Origin of the sequence: Hymenobacter taeanensis (assembly GCF_013137895.1) — a bacterium.
Taxonomy (GTDB): domain Bacteria; phylum Bacteroidota; class Bacteroidia; order Cytophagales; family Hymenobacteraceae; genus Hymenobacter; species Hymenobacter taeanensis.
Map to the genome: position 1 here is coordinate 3,876,959 of NZ_CP053538.1, position 18,635 is coordinate 3,895,593.

Consider the following 18,635-nt stretch of genomic DNA (forward strand, 5'->3'; position numbering starts at 1 on the left):
TATTCCTGGAAACATATTGGGCCGCTGGCATTGGCGAGTGGCCTAGCGCCTGTATGTTCTGATGCAGCAACCTCCCGCCTCCGTTGTACCCCAGCCTGAGCCACGCGCTGCCGTGCTGGGGCGCTTCCTGCGCGGCTCTGTAGGCTCGGGGGTAGCCGTGCTGGCGCGTGCAGCCGGGGCCTTGGCGCTCAACAAACTCCTGGCGCTGTATGGGGGCGCGGGAGGTATCACGCTGCTGGCTCACTTCCAGAACCTAATGGCCCTGTTTACTACCCTGCCCAATGATGGGGTACATGTGGGGCTGGTGAAATATCTGGCCCCATTACGGGCCGGCTCGGGCCGTTACCGAGCGTGGTGGGGGGCGGGGCTTCTGCTAAACGCTGGCGCACTGCTGGTTGGTTTTGGTGTCCTGGTTATTGCCCCCACCTCACTGATAGGCGTGTTTCAGCCCACGCTGGCCTGGGGACTGTTGTTTGCGCTGGGTATTACGCTCTTAACGGGGCATGCCTTTTTGGTGTCGGTGTTACTGGCAGCGGGCCGACTGCGGCAGTACGTCGTCCTGACGGTGCTGCTCAGTGGGTTAGGAGTAGGAGCAGTAGCCGGCGTACTGGTGTTGGGAGGCTCCAGCCAAACGGCGCTACTGGCCTACCTGGTTGCGCAGGGCCTTACGCTGGTGCCCACGCTGGGGCTTGCGTACCGGGCCGGTCTGCTGCCCCGCCTATCTGGCCGATTCAGTTGGCCGGCGGTACGAGGAGTAAGCCGCTTTCTGCTGATGGCCGTAAGTGTGCTGTTGTTTGGCAAAAGTGTCGATTTTGCCATGCGCGAAGTGCTGATTCAGCAGCTCGGGCTGGCTCAAACCGACCTCTGGCAAGCCGTAGCCAAACTCTCCGACAATTATACCATGGTTTTCTCGGCCATAATGGGCAGCGTGTATTATCCGCGGCTGGCAGCTCTCACGGCCCAACCCCTCCAGCGCCGGGCACTGGTCCGGGCCGTACTTTCCTTGTTGGCGCCGGTGGTGCTTGTGGGGTTTGTGCTGTTGTGGCTACTGCGGGGCTGGCTGCTGCCGCTCCTCTTTAATCAGCATTTTGCTGCTGCCGCACCGCTGCTTGCGCCCCAGTTAGTAGGCGACTGGGCGAAGTTTCTGACCTGGGCGTTGCTATTTCTGCTGACTGTTCGGGCGCAGGTTGGGCGCTACGTGCTGGTACAAGCTGCATCGGCAGTGCTGTATGCACTACTGCTCATTTGGCTGGTGCCACGCTACGGTACAATGGGTGCTCCGCTGGCGCACGCCGCACGCTATTGGGTACTGCTACCAAGCTGCCTGTGGTATTTTCGGCGTGATATCCTGTAGGATTATAATGCGAAAGTACATCCGGTGATACGTTAATGGTATGGTTTCAGATGTAGGCATCAAATGGCTGACAATTAGCACGTAAAACCAATGAAAATATGATTCATACTCTGCAGCATGTAGGTGGTCATTAGGCTTCTGCATAGATTATTAACTACTAACTTGCCTTGCTATGCCTACTGCTGAGTTGCCGCTGGTAACCATTATTGCCCTCTGCTACAACCACGCCCGCTTCCTGCCGCAGGCCCTCGACTCCATACTAAGCCAGTCGTACCCGCACCTGGAGGTGCTGCTTGTTGATGATGCCAGCACTGATGAAAGCGCAGTTATACTGCAGCAGTATGCTGCCGCGCACCCCACTTGGCGCCTGCTGCTTTTAGCTGAGAACGTGGGCAATTGCCGGGCTTTCAACCAGGCCTTTCGGCAATCAGCGGGGGAGTTTGTAATTGACTTTGCTACCGATGATGTGCTGCTTCCTCATCGGGTAGAGCACCAGGTGGCAGCCTTTCGGCAGGCGGGCCCGCAATGCGGCATGGTGTACTCCGATGCGGAGCTCATTAACGAGCAGGGCCAGCTGGTCCGCCGCCACTTCCGCCGCACCGCCCAGGGCCTGGAGCCGCGCCCGGCTTCAGGCTGGGTGTTTGCTGATGTGCTGGCCCGATACTTCATCAGCACCCCCACCATGACCATGCGCCGCGCCACCCTGGAGCAGCTTGGGGGCTATGATGAGACCCTGGCCTACGAAGACTTTGATTTCTGGGTGCGTGCTTCCCGACACTGGCAGTTCTACTTTCAGGATGAGGTAACCACCCAAAAGCGCCTGCATCCGCAGTCAATGTCGCGCAAAGGCTACCGCCCCCATGACCCTTACCTCAACTCCACTATCAAAGTCTGCCGGAAGGCCCTGGCCATGTGCCGGGATGAAGCAGAACGGGCTGCCTTGGCTGTGCGGGTGCGCTGGGAGCTGCGCCAGGCCGTGCGCTGGCGCAACCACCCCGAAGCCCGCGAGCTGTACCGTCTTTTGCAGAAGCTAGGCCACCTCCAACCCCTCGACAAATTGCTAGGCCTGTGGGTAAGAATGAGGTGAGATTACATGTTGAAGTGATAGGAACATAACATCAAATCATTGACCCGACATCACTTTATTACCCAATTTCACCTCATACAGCGAGACTTTGCCGTCTTCGGCCAGTAGGCGGCGCTGGGGGTACCAGCTCAGAACGGAGTCGGGGGAGTAGCGGATGAGTTTGCGGGTTAGCTCGTCGTTGGTAAGAGTGCTGCGGTTGAGCAGCAGCCACGCGTGTTGGCCAGGGTGCAGCAGCAGCGAATCGCGCGACCAGTACCGCCGATACTGCAGCTGCGGGGGCATTTCAAAGCCATAGTAGAAGTCGTAGTTATCAATCAGGAAGTCATCAACCAGCACCACGCCCGTGGCGGGCGCCTGTAAATGCTGTTGTATAATCCGGTTCTGCGCAAAATGCGACGACACCGAGGGCTTCCACATAAAATACGCCGGCCGAATAGCCAGGCAGCCAGCCAGTACTACCAGCGTAAGTACTGGCAACCAACTGCTGTTAGTGCGGAGCATTGCGGAGCTCCAGCGTATATGTTGAGCCGCAGCTACAACGGCCAGAAACACCCCTAGACTACCATATAGCACCGAAAGACCATTGTGCAGCCACCCCGCACACAGCAGCAGGTCAAGTGCCACCAAGGCTACCCCTTTACCCGTGCGAAGGAGAGTACGCAGCCCATATCCCGCGGCCAGCGCCAGCGGCGGTAACAGGGGAGTGGTCATGCGTGGCAACAGCGTTATAGGGTTATACTGGCTTAGAGAAGTACTCCCTACCCAGAAGAAAAGCAGTGTGCTAAATCCCAGCCCCAGCCAAAACCGCTTGTCGGAGTCAGGCGCAGCGGGCTGAAGCAGCGCCGCTATGGCCAGTAACAGCAGGGGCCCCAGCCCAGTCCCGATGAAGAAGGCCAGGGGCTGCCAGGTGATGCGCCCCATAAGCGCCGCGCGGTTACCCAAGAGGTAATTTCCTTCCTTCAGAAACTCATTTGTGTGCTCAATCAGGTGCAGACGGTACAGCGCATCATTCGTAAAGAGCTGGTAGAAAGCGAGGTAAGCGCTGAGTAGCACTAGGCCACTAGCCATTGCCGCAACCCAAAACCGGAGGTTCTGCCGTCGCCAGGCATCGCGCCCCAACACTGCCAGGTAGAAGGGGAGATAGTACACAATGGTTTCTTTGCTAAGCAGCGCCGCGAAGCTGAGCCCGGCAAACCCCATTCCCCAGGCAACTTTCCGCGCCTCAGCCCGGCGCCCCACCAGCAAAGCGGCGGAGCCAGCCAGGCACCAGAACATCAGGATGTTATCGGGATAGAGGTAGTTGGTTAGATTGAGAGTGAAGTAGTGCAGGCCCAGCAGCAGCATAGCCGTAGCAGCTACTACTGGCTCACGGCGGCGGTATAGCTTCCAAAATAGCACTGCGCAGCCCAGGGTGGCCAGCAAAGGCCACAGCGTACTGCTAATGATATTGATGCCAAACAGCAGATAGCAGAGGGCTACTGGCCCGTAAATCATAGGCCGTTCCTTGAGCGGGTCGTGAAGCAGGCCCTGCGGATCGGGGGCCACCCGGAAGGTGCCGCTAATTAGTTGATGCGCATACCGAGAATAGAAATAGTCATCAATGGCGTAGAGCCCTTCGTGGCTAAGAAAAAAATACGCAATGGTAAACAGCACCACGAACAGGAGTGTCCAGTCGGCCAGGCGGCGAGATATCATGGGCGCAAAGCTACGCAGCCGCACTATGCCAGAGGCTGTATCTTGCAGCCATGAATCTGCGCCGTTGGTCCCTGCTGCTGCTGCTGCCGCTGCTCCTGCTCCTGGCGAGTGGCCTAGGGCTGGGCTGCTTCAGCGAAACCAACGACGATTTAACCATTGTGGCATTGCTGCGCGGGGTATCGGCTGCGGCCCCGGTGGCTGATCTGCACTTGTACTTTCATGGCTACGCGGCCCTTTGGAGCCGGCTATACGCGGCTTACCCACTGGTTCCGTGGTACGCTCTCACGCTGTATGGCCTACTGTACGCGGCTACGGTACTCACGTTTGCCGTAGTGGAGCGCCTGCTGCGGCCCTGGGTACCGCTGGGCCAGGCAGTGGTATTTCTGGTGCTGTTTTTCGGCGTGGCGTGGCTTGAGCATGGCTTCTGGTTTAATTATGTGCGGGTGCCGGTGCTGCTGGCAGGAGCAGGAGTGCTGTTTGCGGCTCAGCGTGCCCCCGCCCGTTGGGCAGTAGGCGTGGGGCTGCTGACATTCGGGCTGGCCTGGCTTATCAGGCCTAGTGCGGCGGTATTGGGCCTCCTGGCGTCTGTGCCGGGGGCATGGTGGCTGGCGCGGTGGCGGACGTTGCCCGTAGTGGCCGGAGCCGTTAGCTGGGCGGCCCTCGGTGCGCTGTGGCTCAACCTTACCTGGAGCCCCGTAGAGGTTACTTTCCGGCGGCTCGATGTGCTGAAATCAAATATCAACGACTACCAGCTCTACCATCCGCAGCCGCGCACCGCCCCCGATAGTTTGGCCCTGGCAGAAGTGCAGCATTGGATGCTCAGCGACTCTACGCTAGTGAATGAGGCGTTTTTCACGCGGGTGGCTCCGTTTGATGTAGCGTACTTCCTGCAGCAAACGGCCCCGGTTAAACTCTGGGTGTTGCTGCAGCAGCTTGTGCGCGACTACTTTCCCATGCTGCTGGCGCTGCTGGTAGTGGCCTACCAGGTAAGCCGGTTGTTGCGGGTGCCGCATCGGGGAGAATTTTGGGTGGTACAAGCGGGCTTTGGGGGCTTGCTGCTGGTATTGGGAGTAGGGCTGAAGCTGCCGCCGCGGGTAGCCCTGCCACTCCTCGATTTCTGGTTGCTGGCCAGCCTCATCTACCTCTGTAAACAGGCGCGCGGTGCGCTAGGCCACTCCGTAATGGCCGTAGGAGCAGTATTGCTGCTGGCAGCCGTGCCGTATGGCTATAAAACCTGGCACCGGCACACCGTACTTCTGCAAGAGCAGCGGGCAAACGAAGCTCAACGGCACTTGTTGCTGGGGGCAGCTAACGCTGGGCAATTATTAGTCTCAGATGGGGTAGAGCCCACCTATAAGTCGTCCTCACCATTTACTGACCCCGTTTTCGGCTCGCGCGTAAAGGTATTGTCGCTTATGGGCTGGCAGACGCTAGACCCATCGCAGCCCGGTTTTCGGAACCACCTCACTGGTACACGTGGTTTTTCGCAGGCCCTGCACCAGCTTGCTTTGCACTCCAATGTGCGCTGGCTACTTACACCGAAGGGAGCTAACCTGCTCAATCGGCATTTACGGCTCAAACATAGTGCCGACTCATTAAGGGTGGAATTTAGATTTAAAAGACTGAAAGTTAGTGATTTGAATGAGGTGAATGAATATGTAGTGAGGATGAAGTAACGGAAAAAGCCAAAATTTTATAAGGGGGCTTTGGGACTTATTCCGCGTAATACGGGGTACTGAATACATACATTTGGCTCAGTTTTCCTTTCTCTCTTTCCGTCACCACCATGATTGCAACTGTCACCTCCCGTGCGGAAGTACTGCAGCACCTCGAATCTTTTCTGAAAGAAAACATGGGTTCCTTTCTCAAAAGTGTTGAGGCCAGCTGGCAGCCCACCGACTTTCTGCCTGACTCCAGCCTCGACACCTTCTTCGATGAGGTAAAACTCCTGCGTGAGCGAGCCAAAGAACTTAGCTACGACTTGCTGGCCGTGCTCATTGGCGATACCATTACGGAAGAGGCTCTGCCCAACTACGAGGCCTGGTTTCATCAGCTCGATGATCTGAAGCGCGACCATAACAACGGCTGGGCGCAGTGGATCAGGGGGTGGACGGCCGAGGAAAACCGCCATGGTGATTTGCTCAACCGCTACCTCTACCTCTCAGGGCGCGTGAACATGCGCGAGTTTGAGGCCAGCACCCAGCACCTCATTGCCGATGGCTTTGACCTGGGCACTGCCCACGACCCGTATCGTGCCTTCATCTACACGAGCTACCAGGAAATGGCCACTAACATCTCGCACCGTCGAGTGGGCCAGCTGGCCCGCAAAGCCGGCGACGAGCAACTGTCAAAAATCTGCGGCATGATTGCCGGTGATGAAACCCGCCACGCTCGGGTGTACAAAACCTTCGTGGAGAAGATTTTTGAGGTTGACCCCTCAGAGATGATGCTTGCCTTCGAGGACATGATGCGCAAGAAGATTGTAATGCCTGCTCACTATATGCGGGAACTGGGAGTGGAAATGGGCAAGACATTCGGTCACTTCACCGATGCTGCCCAGCGCCTGGGAGTGTACACCAGCCAGGACTACACTGACATTCTGGAATCATTGATTCAGGACTGGAAGATTGAGCAGATGACCGGTCTCAACAGCGCCGCCGAGAAAGCCCGCGAGTACGTAGTGGCCCTGCCTAACCGCCTGCGCCGCGTAGCCGACCGTATGCCGGTGCCTAAACTGGAGTACAAGTTCAAATGGATTGACGAAGTAGGTCGCTAGGCCTGCTTAAGCACAACTGAATAAGCAAAAAAGCCCCGCAACAGATGTTGCGGGGCTTTTTTGATGACCTGAGTAAAAGGGGTTAGCGTTGTGCGTCCATTGACTGCCCCATCACGAGCTTGCCCGAAGGATCAAGAGTATATTCAACCGTGCGGCTGGTGGCGGCTGGGGTAGTACCAGCGGCGGCGGCGGTAGCGCTGGTTACCGGGAACGTGCGCACCAGCTTGTTGCCCATGATCTGGTAGGTGTCTTGGCCGGCATAACCGGTACCTGCACTGCCAGTAGGCGTACTAGGCGAAGTAATTGGCGTATAGCCCCGCTCGCCAAACTCGTAGGCATACAGGCCGCCATTGGCCTTCTTGTTGTCAGTGAAGATGTACAGCTCAGGCTTGCCGTTGCCGTTCAGGTCGCCGGAAACCACGTTGGTTACTGCACCCATGATGTCGGTGCGGAGTGGGTCAATAGTTTGAGCCGTACCCCGATACGAGCGGATGCTGGCTACGCGCTGCTCTTGCGTGCCGAACGTCTTAACAGTGAAGCGGTAGTTTCCCTGGGTAATCTCACGATCAAAGCTTACATCAGAAGCCTCTACGGTTGGAGTGGTAGAAGCCGAGTCGTCGGAACTTTCGCTGGCAACCGGCCGAGTGGAGTCGCAGGCCGTTAGCGCCGCGCACATGCCAGAAGCAAGTAGGAGTAGGGTGAAGGAAGACGTACGCATAGTGGTGAATGGGTTAGGAAAGACGAATACACAGCTAGCTTACTGCTAAGCAGGATATTAGTCCGGAGAGACTAAGCAAGTAAACGAAAGTGAAACAAATCAGTTGTATTTTTCCTGCTGCATAGTGCAAAGCAAAGCTATCTATATAAACCAATATTAATATAAGGAATATCAATAAATTATTCTAGGCCAATATGTTTTGTTGAGCTTAGTGCCTGCGGAGCGGTAGCCGCGGTCAAGAAAGGGCCAGAGTTACTTGGCGCTGGTTTGCTCTACCCGAACCTGGCGCCAGCCCTGGCTGGGGTTCACTAAGGTATACCGCACCGTCCGTTGCCCGCCAGAGGGGCAACAGTTAGCATCGGCGGGAGCATAGATAGGGAAGGAGCGCACTACTTCCTGGCTAAGTACCTGCAATGAATCGTGGCCCTGGTACCCTTGGCTGGCTGCCCCAGCCAGATCTGGCAAACCAGGTAACCGCCGTAGTGCCTGGCCATCAACCCAGTACCCATACAGTTGGCCGTACGAGCCACTACCAGCGCTCTGCACAAACACCAGCAGATTCGGTTGTCCCCCAGGAGTAAGCAGCAGGGCAGTCTGTTGCACTTCGCCATCAAGGGTATCTTGCCTGGAGGCGAGCGGCCGGCCATTCTGGCGCACGGCTACGGTTAACATTCGCATGCTTCCATCGCCCGTGGTTTTTACGTTGTATTGGGTTGTGCCCTGGGTTAAGTCGCGGTGGTAGCTGGTAATGGTGTCTAGGCCATTAGCTTCAGAGCGCATAGTGGCGGGAGAGGCAGCGGTAGAAACCGTTTCGCGGGTGGTATCGCAGCTGGAAAGCGAAAGGCCGGTGACCGTTGCTAACAGGCCTAGAAAGGGTAACGAATGCTTCATGCAGAAAAATGTAAGGAGAGCTGCCTATACGTAGGCTACTGTTTAGCTGTTAGCCCATCTATACCATTGCGAGTCCGGAATGTCCGGAGTCTATTGCGCATGTTGTGAGACACTAAGCAAATAAACGCAATGTGCGCTTTGGCTAAACAAGGTTAGCAAACAGAAAGGCCGGTGTTAAACCGGCCTTTCTGTTTGCTAATTTTCTACTTTCACGCCTTTCCAGAAGGCTACACGCCCCTCAATTTGACTGGCAGCTTCCTTGGGTTCTGGGTAGTACCAGGCAGCATCTTTGTTAAGCTCCCCGTTCACGCGTAGGGAGTAGTAGCTGGCGCGGCCCTTCCAGGGGCAGGTGGTGTGCGCAATGCTGTCCTCAAAAAACTCCCGCTTTATAGAGTCGGCGGGGAAGTAGTGGTTGTTCTCGACTACTATAGTGTCGTCGCTTTCTGCCACTACGGTATTATTCCAGATAGCTTTCATGAGATGTGGTGAGGGATTAGGTGAAATGGGTATCTTGAGAAATGGGCTCCTAGGCCAGTAGCACTATCCGGCAAATGCCTCTGGCACGGGCCGGTGCACAAAACGAACATTGCTGCCGGTGTAGTTGTTCTGATAACTCACTCCCCCTTTATATGGCAGCAGGCTTTCGTTTCCGGGACTTCGTGCCCAAGGAGTCAACCGAGAAAGGTTTCGACTCCCTTTTCAAGATATTCATGCAGCTCATTACCATCACCAGCGGTGACGTAGGTGAGGCCCTTTCCTGGCTTAACGAGCTCGATAAACAATACGGCCTCACCGACGATGGCTACGGCATGGGCGACTTCATTGAAGACCTTAAAAAGAAGGGCTACATCGATGAAGACCCGCAGGAGCAGGGCGCCTTCAATATCACGGCCAAAAGCGAGCAGACGATTCGTAAATCTGCGCTTGAGGAAATATTCGGCAAACTGAAGAAATCTGGGCAGGGCAACCACCGCACGCCACACACCGGCCAAGGCGATGAGCAGAGCACCGACATGCGGGAATTCCGCTTCGGCGACTCGCTTGATCAGATTTCCATGACCGAGTCAATCCGGAATGCCCAGCTTAACCACGGCCTCGGCACCGGCGACTTCATGCTGACCGAGGGTGACCTGGAAGTGCGTGAGAACGAGCATAAGTCGCAGACCAGCACGGTGCTGATGATTGACATCTCGCACTCCATGATTCTGTATGGCGAAGACCGGATTACGCCCGCCAAGAAGGTGGCCATGGCCTTGGCGGAGCTGGTGAAGCAAAAGTACCCCAAAGACTTCCTCGATGTTATCGTGTTTGGTAACGATGCCTGGCAGATTGAGGTGAAGGAACTGCCTTACCTGCAGGTGGGCCCCTACCATACCAACACCGTCGCTGGCCTGGAGCTGGCCCTGGATCTGCTGCGCAAGCGTAAAACGCCTAACAAGCAGATCTTTATGATTACTGATGGCAAGCCCACCTGTTTGAAGGAGGGCAATGGCTATTACAAAAACGCCTTTGGTCTCGACCGGAAAGTGGTCAACAAAACCCTGAATCTGGCGGCGGCAGCCCGGCGCCTGAAAGTGCCCATTACCACCTTCATGATTGCCTCTGACCCTTACCTGCAGCAATTTGTGCAGGAGTTTACGGAGGTAAACCAAGGCAAGGCGTACTACAGCTCCCTCAAAGGACTAGGCCACCTGATCTTTGAAGACTACAAGCGTAACCGCCGGAAGTCGGTATAAGTATTTCCGTCAGCTTACCTAATAAGCACGGGCCAGCTTTGCCGTAAGAAGCTAATCTGGCCTACTGCGGCGGCGCGGCTACCCTATTACGTGGCCTACGGGCTTAATCTACACCCAATTAATGCGGTGGCAGCGCAACGGCCAGCATACCAGAACCTGCGCTGCCCTTTAGCAGTTAACTGAACCGGGGCCTTACTCCCCTCTAAACCTCCCGATGAAACAAGAATCCATTCGTACGCTGGGCCAACTGCGGGCCAGCGGGTACCAGCCGCGGTCTGTGAAACAAGAGCTGCGTGATAATCTCATTGCCAAGCTGCGGAATAAAGAAGATGTATTTCCGGGTATTTTCGGTTACGAGGAAACCGTAATTCCGGAGCTGCAGCGTGCTATTTTGGCTGGCCATCACATCAACCTACTAGGTCTGCGCGGCCAGGCCAAAACCCGCATTGCCCGCCTGCTTATTGGCCTGCTCGATGAGTACGTGCCCGTGGTAGAAGGCTCGGAACTGAATGATGATCCGTTGCAGCCTCTGTCGGTGTATGCCAAAAACCTGATTGCCGAGCACGGCGACGATACGCCCGTTACCTGGTTGCACCGCGACGACCGCTACACCGAGAAACTGGCCACTCCTGACGTATCGGTAGCTGACCTCATTGGTGATGCCGACCCCATTAAAGCGGCTACCCTGAAGCTGCCGTATTCTGATGAACGAGTAATTCACTTCGGCCTGATTCCGCGGGCCCACCGGGGCATTTTCGTTATCAACGAGCTGCCCGACTTGCAGGCCCGCATTCAGGTGTCGCTGTTTAATATTCTGCAGGAAGGCGACATCCAGATTCGGGGTTTTAAAGTGCGCCTGCCGCTGGATCTGCAGTTTGTGTTCACGGCTAACCCCGAGGATTATACCAACCGTGGTTCCATTGTAACCCCGCTTAAGGACCGTATCGACGCCCAGATCATCACGCACTACCCCAAATCAATTGAAATTGGCAAGCGCATTACCAAGCAGGAAGCCCGCATTAAAGAGGAGCAGAAAGGCTTGGTGACCACCAATGAGATTGTGCACGACTTGGTAGAGCAGGTGGCTATTGAGGCGCGCGGCTCAGAGTTTGTAGATGCCAAGAGTGGTGTATCGGCTCGTCTGACTATCTCAGCCTATGAGCAGGTGGTAGCCGGTGCTGAGCGCCGCGCTCTCATCAATGGCGAAACAAAAACCTATGTGCGCGTTGCTGATTTTGTGTCGGCAGTACCCGCCATCACGGGTAAAGTGGAGCTGGTGTATGAAGGCGAACAGGAAGGGGCCGGTATTGTGGCAGAGAAACTGATGGGCAAAGCCCTGCGCACGCTCTTCCTAAACTACTTCCCCGACCCCGACAAAGCCAAAAAGCTAAAAGGTCGCCCCAGCCCTTATAAAACCGTGCAGGAATGGTTTGGCAATGGCCACACCGTCGACATACTGCACGATGCCTCCGACAAAGAGTACCACGCCGCCCTCGACCAGGTACCCGGCCTCCGCGACATTGTGAAGGAACTGCACCCTAATGAGGATGCGGAAACCACTTACTTCCTGATGGAATTCCTGCTGCACGGCCTCTCCGAATACAGCCTGATTTCGCGCAACCGCCTCACGGCCGGTGCTCAGTTCAAGGATCTGTTGTCGTCGATGTTTACCATGCCCAGCTTCGGTGAAGATGACGACGATGAGGACGAAGACGAAAAGCCCCAGCGCGGCCGTCGCCGATAAGGACGTATTAGGCTCTATCGACCGCTGGAAGCAGAATCCTGCTGCGTGTTAATGCAAAAAAATCCCCGCGTACCGATTGGTACGCGGGGATTTCTATGTGAGAGGTGTTGTAGGTGGGTTTTACAGTTTGCGGGCTTTGAGTTCTTGCTGGGCGCTTTTGAGTTGATACTCTAAAGATTTCAGTTTCGCTTTCTCTGTGTTGACAACCCGCTGTTGGTCGCTGATTTGGTTGCGAAGGTCACTCACGCGTTGAGCCTGAGCGGCTACAACCGGGTTGCTTGAATCCAGATCTGATTTGAAAATAGTGCAGCTACTGCTGAGTAAAAGAGTAGCTCCTAACCCAAACGATAGAAAACGAAGGCTGGTGGTATTGTTCACGATGTTCATACAGCAGAAGTAATAGTGGGTAGTGTATCAGAGTTTACGGGGTAAGTACTGATGGGTTATGAGTACTTGCCAGACAGGAGCAGTTACCCGGTAAACAAAAGCCCCTGCTCGCCGAAGCAAACAGGGGCACGCAAAATCAGCCACGAGAAGGTTACACCTGCTCGTTCACCACAATTTTTTCGATGGTGTCGTTGGCTTTGATTTGGTCAATGATGTCTAGGCCTTCTACTACTTTACCGAACACAGTGTGGTTGCGGTCGAGGTGGGCGGTGTTCTGGCGGTCGTGCACGATGAAGAACTGGCTGCCGCCCGTGTTCCGGCCAGCGTGCGCCATGCTCAGCGCGCCGCGCTCGTGGTACTGATGGTCACCGGTCAGCTCGCAGTCGATTTTGTAGCCGGGGCCACCGGTGCCGGGCTTGCCCTTAGCGCCTTCACGTGTGTTGGGGCAGCCACCCTGAATCACGAAGTTGGGGATAACGCGGTGAAACTTCAGGCCATCGTAGAAGCCTTTCTTAGCCAGATCGGTGAAGTTCTTCACGGTGTTCGGAGCGTCCTGCTCATAGAACTCCACTTTCATTACACCTTTATTGGTGTGGATTTCGGCAGTTTTCATGTAGGGTAAAATGTTGGGTGATGAGGGTATACGCACGGATGGCTAGTGCCGGTGCAAGGGCCGCAAATGTAGCCAATTTAGGCGCCCTGAAACATCCGAGGTAGGAGCGAGTTTCGTAAGCATATTCTGGAGCCTTGCCTCTGAAAATTCTATTCTTTCTCACCTTTCCCCAACCTCCTGTTCTCCCTTCTTATGAAGAAGACTCTGCGTATCACCACGCTAGCCTTACTGTCGGCTGGTACGGTATCCTTCGGCCTTAGCAGCTGCAGCGACAACAACTCGGCCGAAACTACCAGCACCGCTACCGAAACTACCACCGAAACCACCGTCGACTCAACGGCCATGCTCACTGACTCGGCGCGGATGGGTAAGAAGGAGGGAGTACTGGTAGATGGCGTGGCCATGACGCCCGACCGCACCATTGTACAGAATGCTGTACAGGCAAAAAGCGTGACTACGCTGGTGAAAGCCGTGCAGGCCGCTGGCCTTGATGGTACTCTAAGCGGTACCGGACCTTTCACGGTATTTGCACCCACCAACGCCGCCTTTGATAAACTACCTAAAGGCGCGCTGGCTGGCTTACTGAAGCCTGAGAGCAAAGAGAAGCTGAAAGGCGTGCTCACCTACCACGTAATTGCCGGTCGTTTGCTGGCTCAGGACCTGAAAGATGGCCAGGAGCTGACTACCGTAAACGGCGAGAAAATCAAGGTGTCGGTGAAAGACGGCAAGGTGATGATCAACAATGCCAACGTAGAGATTCCGGATGTGATTTCCAGCAACGGCGTCACGCACGTAATCGACAATGTTCTGCTGCCGGAAGGCAAATAGCCCCCCAAGATTTCCTGATTGGTTAAAAAGGCCCGGCTGCTTCAGCCGGGCTTTTTTTGTTTGCTAGACTAAGCTACTGGACGCTGGCCGAAGCCTGCCTGATGCCTACACTAGTGTGGCAGGGCATTCAGTTGACGCAGGAAGCGGCGGCCTCTGGTCTTCTACTGGCCTAGAGGCCAGCGTTTTCTGCGGCACGTTCGGCAAAGCCGGCCCAATCTACCTGTTCGTTCTTGGCAACGGTGGTAGAAAGGTTATCATGAATGATATTGGCAAAGGGCATGGGGGCAGTTTGCGCGCGCGATTCATCAAGCACCAAACGCATGTCTTTCCGAATGATGGCCGGCGGAGCACCTACCGGCTGGTAATGCCGCTCTGCTACCAGCTTGCCGTAGCTTTTATAGATGGGGGTATTAAAGATGGTGCTCGTGAAAAACTCGTACACCTGCTGCCGGTCTAGGCCACTCTTTTGAGCCAGCGTGAAGGCTTCAGCCATGGCTTCAATGGCGGCACCCAGCATAAAGTTACCGCATAGCTTTACCACGCTGGCCGCACCGGGGTCGTCACCAAAATCGTGTACCCCCTGGCCTAGTGCTTCCAGCAGCGGCCGGGTCTTCTCGCGGGCCGCTGCATCGGCACCGGCTGAGGCCAGCCAGAGCTTACCGGCGGCTGCAACATCGGGCTTGCCAAACACGGGGGTAGCCAGCAGGTGGCTACCGTGGGCGGTGTGTGCGTCGGCCAGGCGGCGGTTGGTATCGGGGGCTACAGTGCTGCAGGAGGCGTGAATGGCGCCGGGCTTCATGGCGGGTAAGATGCCATTGGGTCCCGTGCAAATTTCCTGAAGCGCGGCATCATCAGTCACCATCGTAAACACGAAATCAGCATCCTGTACGGCTTCGGCTGGCGTAGTGGCCACGGTGGCGCCTTGTGCCTGTAGCTCGTCGGCTTTGCTGGCAGTGCGGTTGTAAACGGTTAGCTGGTAACCGGCCTTAAGTAAGTTGGTGGCCATAGCCAATCCCATGCTTCCCAGGCCTAAAAAGGCAACGGTATAAGACATTGTTAGTGCTTTCGTGATTAATAGAAAAGTGAACAGCCTCCCCTGGTCCAAGACAGGATGTACACTCTTGCAGACCCAGGCCCCTGAACAGAGTGTAACCAACCAGTCAGCCGGCATTGTGTTTACCAACCACTAGTGTCGGTTGTCGTCGCCTTCCAGCATGCTTACGTAGCTGTCGTAGCGGGGGAGGGCTATTTTGCCTTTGTCCACGGCTTCGCGTACGGCGCAGCCCGGCTCATGAATGTGCTGGCAGTTGTGGTAGCGGCACTGGTTAAGCAGGGCCCGCATCTCGGGGAAATAATGTGCCAGCTCACCCTTTTTTACGTCTACCAGGCCTAACTCCTTGATGCCGGGCGTGTCAATTAAGTAAGTGCCTCGCCGCACTTCCAGCATTTCCGCGAAGGTAGTGGTGTGTACGCCTTTATCGGAGAACTGGCTTATTTCGGCGGTTTTTAGGTCGAGGTCAGGCACCAACGCATTGATAAGGGTGCTTTTTCCTACCCCCGAGTGGCCTGAGAGCAAGCTGACCTTGTTGTCCAGGAGGGCATCAATGTCACCAATACCCTCGCCCGTATGCGCTGAGCTGCGCAGGCTAGCGTAGCCCACGCGCTGGTACATGTTGGCTATTTGCTCTTGATAATCGAGCAGGTCTTCGTCGTAAATATCGGTTTTATTGAAGATCAGCGTGACCGGGATGTGGTAGGCCTCAGCCGTAACCAAAAACCGGTCAATAAACCCAAACGAAGTGGCCGGAGAAGCCAGCGTAACTACCAGCAGGGCCTGATCGAGGTTCGCCGCTACTATGTGGGCGTGCTCACTCTTGTGCACGGAGCGGCGGATAATATAGTTGCGGCGGGGCTCAATATGATGAATCACGCCGGCACCTTCGGTTTGCTCCTCCACGGTGAAATCTACCTGGTCGCCAACGGCCAGGGGGTTGCTTACTTTCAGGCCCTTGTTCTTGAACTTGCCGCGCAGGCGGCAGCGGTGCAGCTGCCCCGTAGCAATTTCGCGTACCAGGTACCACGAGCCCGTGGATTTAACAACAATACCCGTCATAGGGGGAATGGTGAAAGGGGAAGTTGTGAGAGGTAAAACTCTAGAAGAAGTGAAGAAATGAATTATGCAGCGTAGCAACCTAGGCCACCTGGATAGCGCCACCGCCGCAGTGAATTCACTACCTCACCACTGCACCATCCAGCCAGCGCATAATACGTTCGGTGGCGCCGCTGCTTTGGTGCACATATTCGAGGCTGTTGTCTAGAATACGTAGTCTGGCCGACTCATCCTGGTAGAGGTAGGCAAAGCTGCGGAGCAGGTCAGTGGGTTGCTGGATGGGGAAGGCACAGTTCAGCGCCACCAGATCCTGCGCTTCCTGAAACTTGCCATACGTGGGTCCAAAGAAAAGGGGCAGACCAAATGCTGCCGCTTCCAGTGTGTTGTGCAAGCCTTTCCCGAAAGCCCCTCCAATATAAGCGTACTGCCCAAAGCGGTAAAGCTGGCTTAGCAGCCCCACGTTGTCCATGAGTAAAACCCGCGCCTGGCCTACGGTGGTTACATCAGCCTGTGAGTACCGCACCACCTGCCCCAGCAGGGCCTGCTCCACCAACCGCAGGTTGGTTTCGCTGACTTCATGGGGGGCCACAATGAAGCGGAGTTGCTGCGCATACTGCCGCAGCAACGGAGTGAGTACGGGCAGATCTTCGGGCCAGCTGCTGCCAATGATGAACACCGGGGCGCCATCCTGGACAAAGGCCTCCACCAGGGGCAGAGGGCGAGGAGGGGCCGCCGCCGTGCGCACTACCGTATCAAAACGCGTATCGCCGGCCTTGCTGGCCTGGGTCAGGCCCGCTTGCCGCAGCAGGCGTACAGATTCATCGTTCTGAGTGAAAATGTGCGTAAACCGCGCTAGAATGCGCCGGAAGAATCCGCCCCAAGGCTTAAAAAAGTTTTGCTCAGGCCGGAAGATAGCCGATACACTGATAGTGGGAACCTGACGGCGATGCAGCTCCGTGAGGTAGTAATACCAGAACTCGTACTTTACGAACACGGCTAGCCGGGGCCGTACCGCATCCAAAAAGATACGGGCGTTGGAAGCCGTATCCAGGGGCAAATAGAACACGTAGGCCGCACCGGGCCAGTTTTGGCGTACTTCGTAGCCTGAGGGTGAGAAAAACGTGAGCACAATTTTATGCTGCGGGTACTGGGCGGCGTAGGCCTCCATGAGGGGGCGGCCCTGCTCAAACTCGCCCAGTGAAGCGCAGTGAAACCAGGCCAGCGGCGCAGTTTCTCCACGCAGGGCGGTCTGGATATGAGTGAGTAGGTTTTGCCTGCCTGCTACCCAGTGCGCCGCTTTGGGCACAAAGGGAGCCACCAGCCGCAGTAGCAGGGCATAGAGGCGCAAACCAAGTGAATAGAGAAAAAGCAACGGCTAAAGCTGATTGTCTGAGTGAAGAAAGGTGAGTGGTTTCACCATTCGAAAGTTGGGGATTTCAACCCCCCGAATTACCGGCTGCTGTGCCCGCTCCACCACAAACCCATGATGTGCAAAAAACGGGCGAGCCGTTCGGCTGGCATCGGTATGCACCGTGGATAGGCCTAGCGCAGCCGCTTGCTGCAGCAGTGCTTGCAGCAGCTCTCGGGCTACTCCCTGGCGCTGGTGCTGGGCACTTACAAAGAGGAAGTCTAAGTAACCATCGGGGCACAGGGAGGCAAATCCGGCCAGCCCATCAGGCGCTTCGGCTACCAGAAAGTACTGGGCCTCTAGTTTGGCTTGCCACCCCGCCGTGTTCTGCCACCCGCCCCGCCAGGCTTCTATCTGAGCGGGAGAGTAGTCGGCGGAGTTGATCTCGGTGATGGTGGTATAGAACAACTGCCCGATGTGCGGAATATCAGCCACGGTGGCCCGGCGAAGTAGCATGGTGCAAAAGTACATGGTTCTGCTACCTCATGGGTAAATTCATTAAAAAAGCCCCAGCCGCTATGGCTGGGGCTTTTTTTTTAGCAGGTACTGGCCTAGCAGCTGTTAGGATGCTGCCAGCATAGGGGTAAACTTAGTGAGCAGCGTGCTTACCGAGGTAGTTGGCTACGCCCTCACGGGTAGCCGACATTGCCTCCTTGCCTTCTTCCCAGTTTGCGGGGCACACTTCGCCGTTCTTCTCAAAGTATTGCAGGGCGTCAACCATGCGCATAGCCTCATCAATGCTGCGGCCCAGCGGCCCGTCGTTTACCACCTGGTGGCGCACAATGCCGTCTTTGTCAATCAGGAACAGGCCACGATAGGCCAGGGGCGAGCCCACGAAAATCATCTCGCCGGCTTCGTTATAATCATAGTGGCCACCCAGCACGTCGTAGTTAGCCGCAATGGTTTTGCTGGCATCAGCCACGAGTGGGTAAGTTACGCCTTCAATGCCGCCATTGTCGCGGGCGGTTTGCAGCCAGGCAAAGTGCGAGAAGTGCGAGTCGGTAGAGCAGCCAACAATAGCCACTCCTTTTTCCTCGAAATCAGCTAAGCGCTCTTGGAAAGCAATGATTTCGGTGGGGCACACAAACGTGAAGTCGGCGGGGTAGAAGTAGAAAATCACGTGCTTCTTGCCCAGGTAGCGGTCGAGAGAAAAGTCCTCCTCAAATTCGCCGTCGATAACAGCGGTGGCTTTGAAAGAAGGAGCGCGTTTGCCAACAAGAACTGACATGAATTGGGGTAGTTAAGAAATGAAAAAGTAAGTCGGGGGAGGGAGAGTGTAAAATTGCTG

General features: G+C 55.9%; 18 protein-coding genes. 7 read left to right on the forward strand and 11 right to left on the reverse strand.

All coding sequences use genetic code 11. The annotated features are described in order from the left end of the window. The first annotated feature begins 61 nt into the window (after positions 1-61). Together HMJ29_RS16210 and HMJ29_RS16215 are read left to right on the forward strand one after the other, a co-directional pair. Complete coding sequence (locus HMJ29_RS16210) at positions 62-1,354, forward strand: MATE family efflux transporter (protein ID WP_171592466.1); 1,293 nt, start codon at positions 62-64, stop codon at positions 1,352-1,354. Between the two features lie 172 nt (positions 1,355-1,526). After that, positions 1,527-2,441 carry a glycosyltransferase family 2 protein gene (locus tag HMJ29_RS16215; RefSeq protein ID WP_171592467.1) on the forward strand — a complete coding sequence of 305 codons (915 nt, stop codon included), beginning with the start codon at positions 1,527-1,529 and terminating at the stop codon, positions 2,439-2,441. 36 nt (positions 2,442-2,477) lie between these two features. Here the strand turns inward: HMJ29_RS16215 and HMJ29_RS16220 are convergent, their stop codons facing one another. Continuing rightward, a complete protein-coding gene (locus HMJ29_RS16220) occupies positions 2,478-4,136 on the reverse strand; it encodes an ArnT family glycosyltransferase (RefSeq protein WP_171592468.1) in 1,659 nt (552 codons plus the stop codon). A 50-nt stretch (positions 4,137-4,186) separates the two neighbouring features. Here HMJ29_RS16220 and HMJ29_RS16225 point away from each other — a divergent pair, with 50 nt between their 5' ends. Both HMJ29_RS16225 and HMJ29_RS16230 read left to right on the forward strand, forming a co-directional pair. Continuing rightward, positions 4,187-5,812 carry a hypothetical protein gene (locus HMJ29_RS16225; protein ID WP_171592469.1) on the forward strand — a complete coding sequence of 542 codons (1,626 nt, stop codon included), beginning with the start codon at positions 4,187-4,189 and terminating at the stop codon, positions 5,810-5,812. Between the two features lie 110 nt (positions 5,813-5,922). Continuing rightward, complete coding sequence (locus HMJ29_RS16230; protein ID WP_171592470.1) at positions 5,923-6,912, forward strand: acyl-ACP desaturase; 990 nt, start codon at positions 5,923-5,925, stop codon at positions 6,910-6,912. An 82-nt stretch (positions 6,913-6,994) separates the two neighbouring features. On the opposite strand, the gene HMJ29_RS16235 is transcribed toward HMJ29_RS16230, so the two are convergent. From HMJ29_RS16235 to HMJ29_RS16245, 3 genes are all read right to left on the reverse strand, one after another. Further along, entirely contained in the window at positions 6,995-7,630 is a 636-nt protein-coding gene (locus tag HMJ29_RS16235; RefSeq protein WP_171592471.1) for a hypothetical protein, read from the reverse strand. Between the two features lie 252 nt (positions 7,631-7,882). Beyond that, the gene (locus HMJ29_RS16240) at positions 7,883-8,521 is read right to left on the reverse strand and encodes a hypothetical protein (RefSeq protein ID WP_171592472.1); all 639 of its coding nucleotides are present in this window, start codon (positions 8,519-8,521) and stop codon (positions 7,883-7,885) included. Between the two features lie 195 nt (positions 8,522-8,716). After that, positions 8,717-8,998, reverse strand: coding sequence for a DUF427 domain-containing protein (locus HMJ29_RS16245; protein ID WP_171592473.1), 282 nt, complete (start codon positions 8,996-8,998; stop codon positions 8,717-8,719). Between the two features lie 152 nt (positions 8,999-9,150). Here HMJ29_RS16245 and HMJ29_RS16250 point away from each other — a divergent pair, with 152 nt between their 5' ends. Together HMJ29_RS16250 and HMJ29_RS16255 are read left to right on the forward strand one after the other, a co-directional pair. Beyond that, entirely contained in the window at positions 9,151-10,257 is a 1,107-nt protein-coding gene (locus HMJ29_RS16250) for a vWA domain-containing protein (protein WP_171592474.1), read from the forward strand. Between the two features lie 214 nt (positions 10,258-10,471). Further along, entirely contained in the window at positions 10,472-12,001 is a 1,530-nt protein-coding gene (locus tag HMJ29_RS16255; RefSeq protein ID WP_171592475.1) for a sigma 54-interacting transcriptional regulator, read from the forward strand. Between the two features lie 120 nt (positions 12,002-12,121). On the opposite strand, the gene HMJ29_RS16260 is transcribed toward HMJ29_RS16255, so the two are convergent. Further along, the gene (locus tag HMJ29_RS16260; RefSeq protein ID WP_171592476.1) at positions 12,122-12,388 is read right to left on the reverse strand and encodes a hypothetical protein; all 267 of its coding nucleotides are present in this window, start codon (positions 12,386-12,388) and stop codon (positions 12,122-12,124) included. A 151-nt stretch (positions 12,389-12,539) separates the two neighbouring features. Then, a complete protein-coding gene (locus tag HMJ29_RS16265; protein ID WP_171592477.1) occupies positions 12,540-13,001 on the reverse strand; it encodes a peptidylprolyl isomerase in 462 nt (153 codons plus the stop codon). Positions 13,002-13,193: 192 nt separating this feature from the next. Here HMJ29_RS16265 and HMJ29_RS16270 point away from each other — a divergent pair, with 192 nt between their 5' ends. Further along, complete coding sequence (locus HMJ29_RS16270; protein ID WP_171592478.1) at positions 13,194-13,829, forward strand: fasciclin domain-containing protein; 636 nt, start codon at positions 13,194-13,196, stop codon at positions 13,827-13,829. A 169-nt stretch (positions 13,830-13,998) separates the two neighbouring features. Here HMJ29_RS16270 and HMJ29_RS16275 read toward each other — a convergent pair whose 3' ends face one another. The 5 genes from HMJ29_RS16275 to HMJ29_RS16295 all read right to left on the reverse strand — a co-directional run bounded on the left by HMJ29_RS16275 (position 13,999) and on the right by HMJ29_RS16295 (position 18,575). After that, the gene (locus HMJ29_RS16275) at positions 13,999-14,883 is read right to left on the reverse strand and encodes an NAD(P)-dependent oxidoreductase (protein ID WP_171592479.1); all 885 of its coding nucleotides are present in this window, start codon (positions 14,881-14,883) and stop codon (positions 13,999-14,001) included. 132 nt (positions 14,884-15,015) lie between these two features. Continuing rightward, entirely contained in the window at positions 15,016-15,942 is a 927-nt protein-coding gene (rsgA, locus tag HMJ29_RS16280) for a ribosome small subunit-dependent GTPase A (protein WP_171592480.1), read from the reverse strand. A 118-nt stretch (positions 15,943-16,060) separates the two neighbouring features. Beyond that, positions 16,061-17,311 (reverse strand): 3-deoxy-D-manno-octulosonic acid transferase, encoded by a 1,251-nt coding sequence (locus HMJ29_RS16285; protein WP_171592481.1) that lies wholly within the window; start codon positions 17,309-17,311, stop codon positions 16,061-16,063. A 3-nt stretch (positions 17,312-17,314) separates the two neighbouring features. Then, positions 17,315-17,803: a GNAT family N-acetyltransferase gene (locus HMJ29_RS16290; RefSeq protein WP_171592482.1), complete on the reverse strand. Its 489-nt coding sequence runs from the start codon at positions 17,801-17,803 to the stop codon at positions 17,315-17,317. Positions 17,804-17,936: 133 nt separating this feature from the next. Further along, positions 17,937-18,575 (reverse strand): peroxiredoxin, encoded by a 639-nt coding sequence (locus tag HMJ29_RS16295; protein ID WP_171592483.1) that lies wholly within the window; start codon positions 18,573-18,575, stop codon positions 17,937-17,939. Positions 18,576-18,635: the final 60 nt, after the last annotated feature.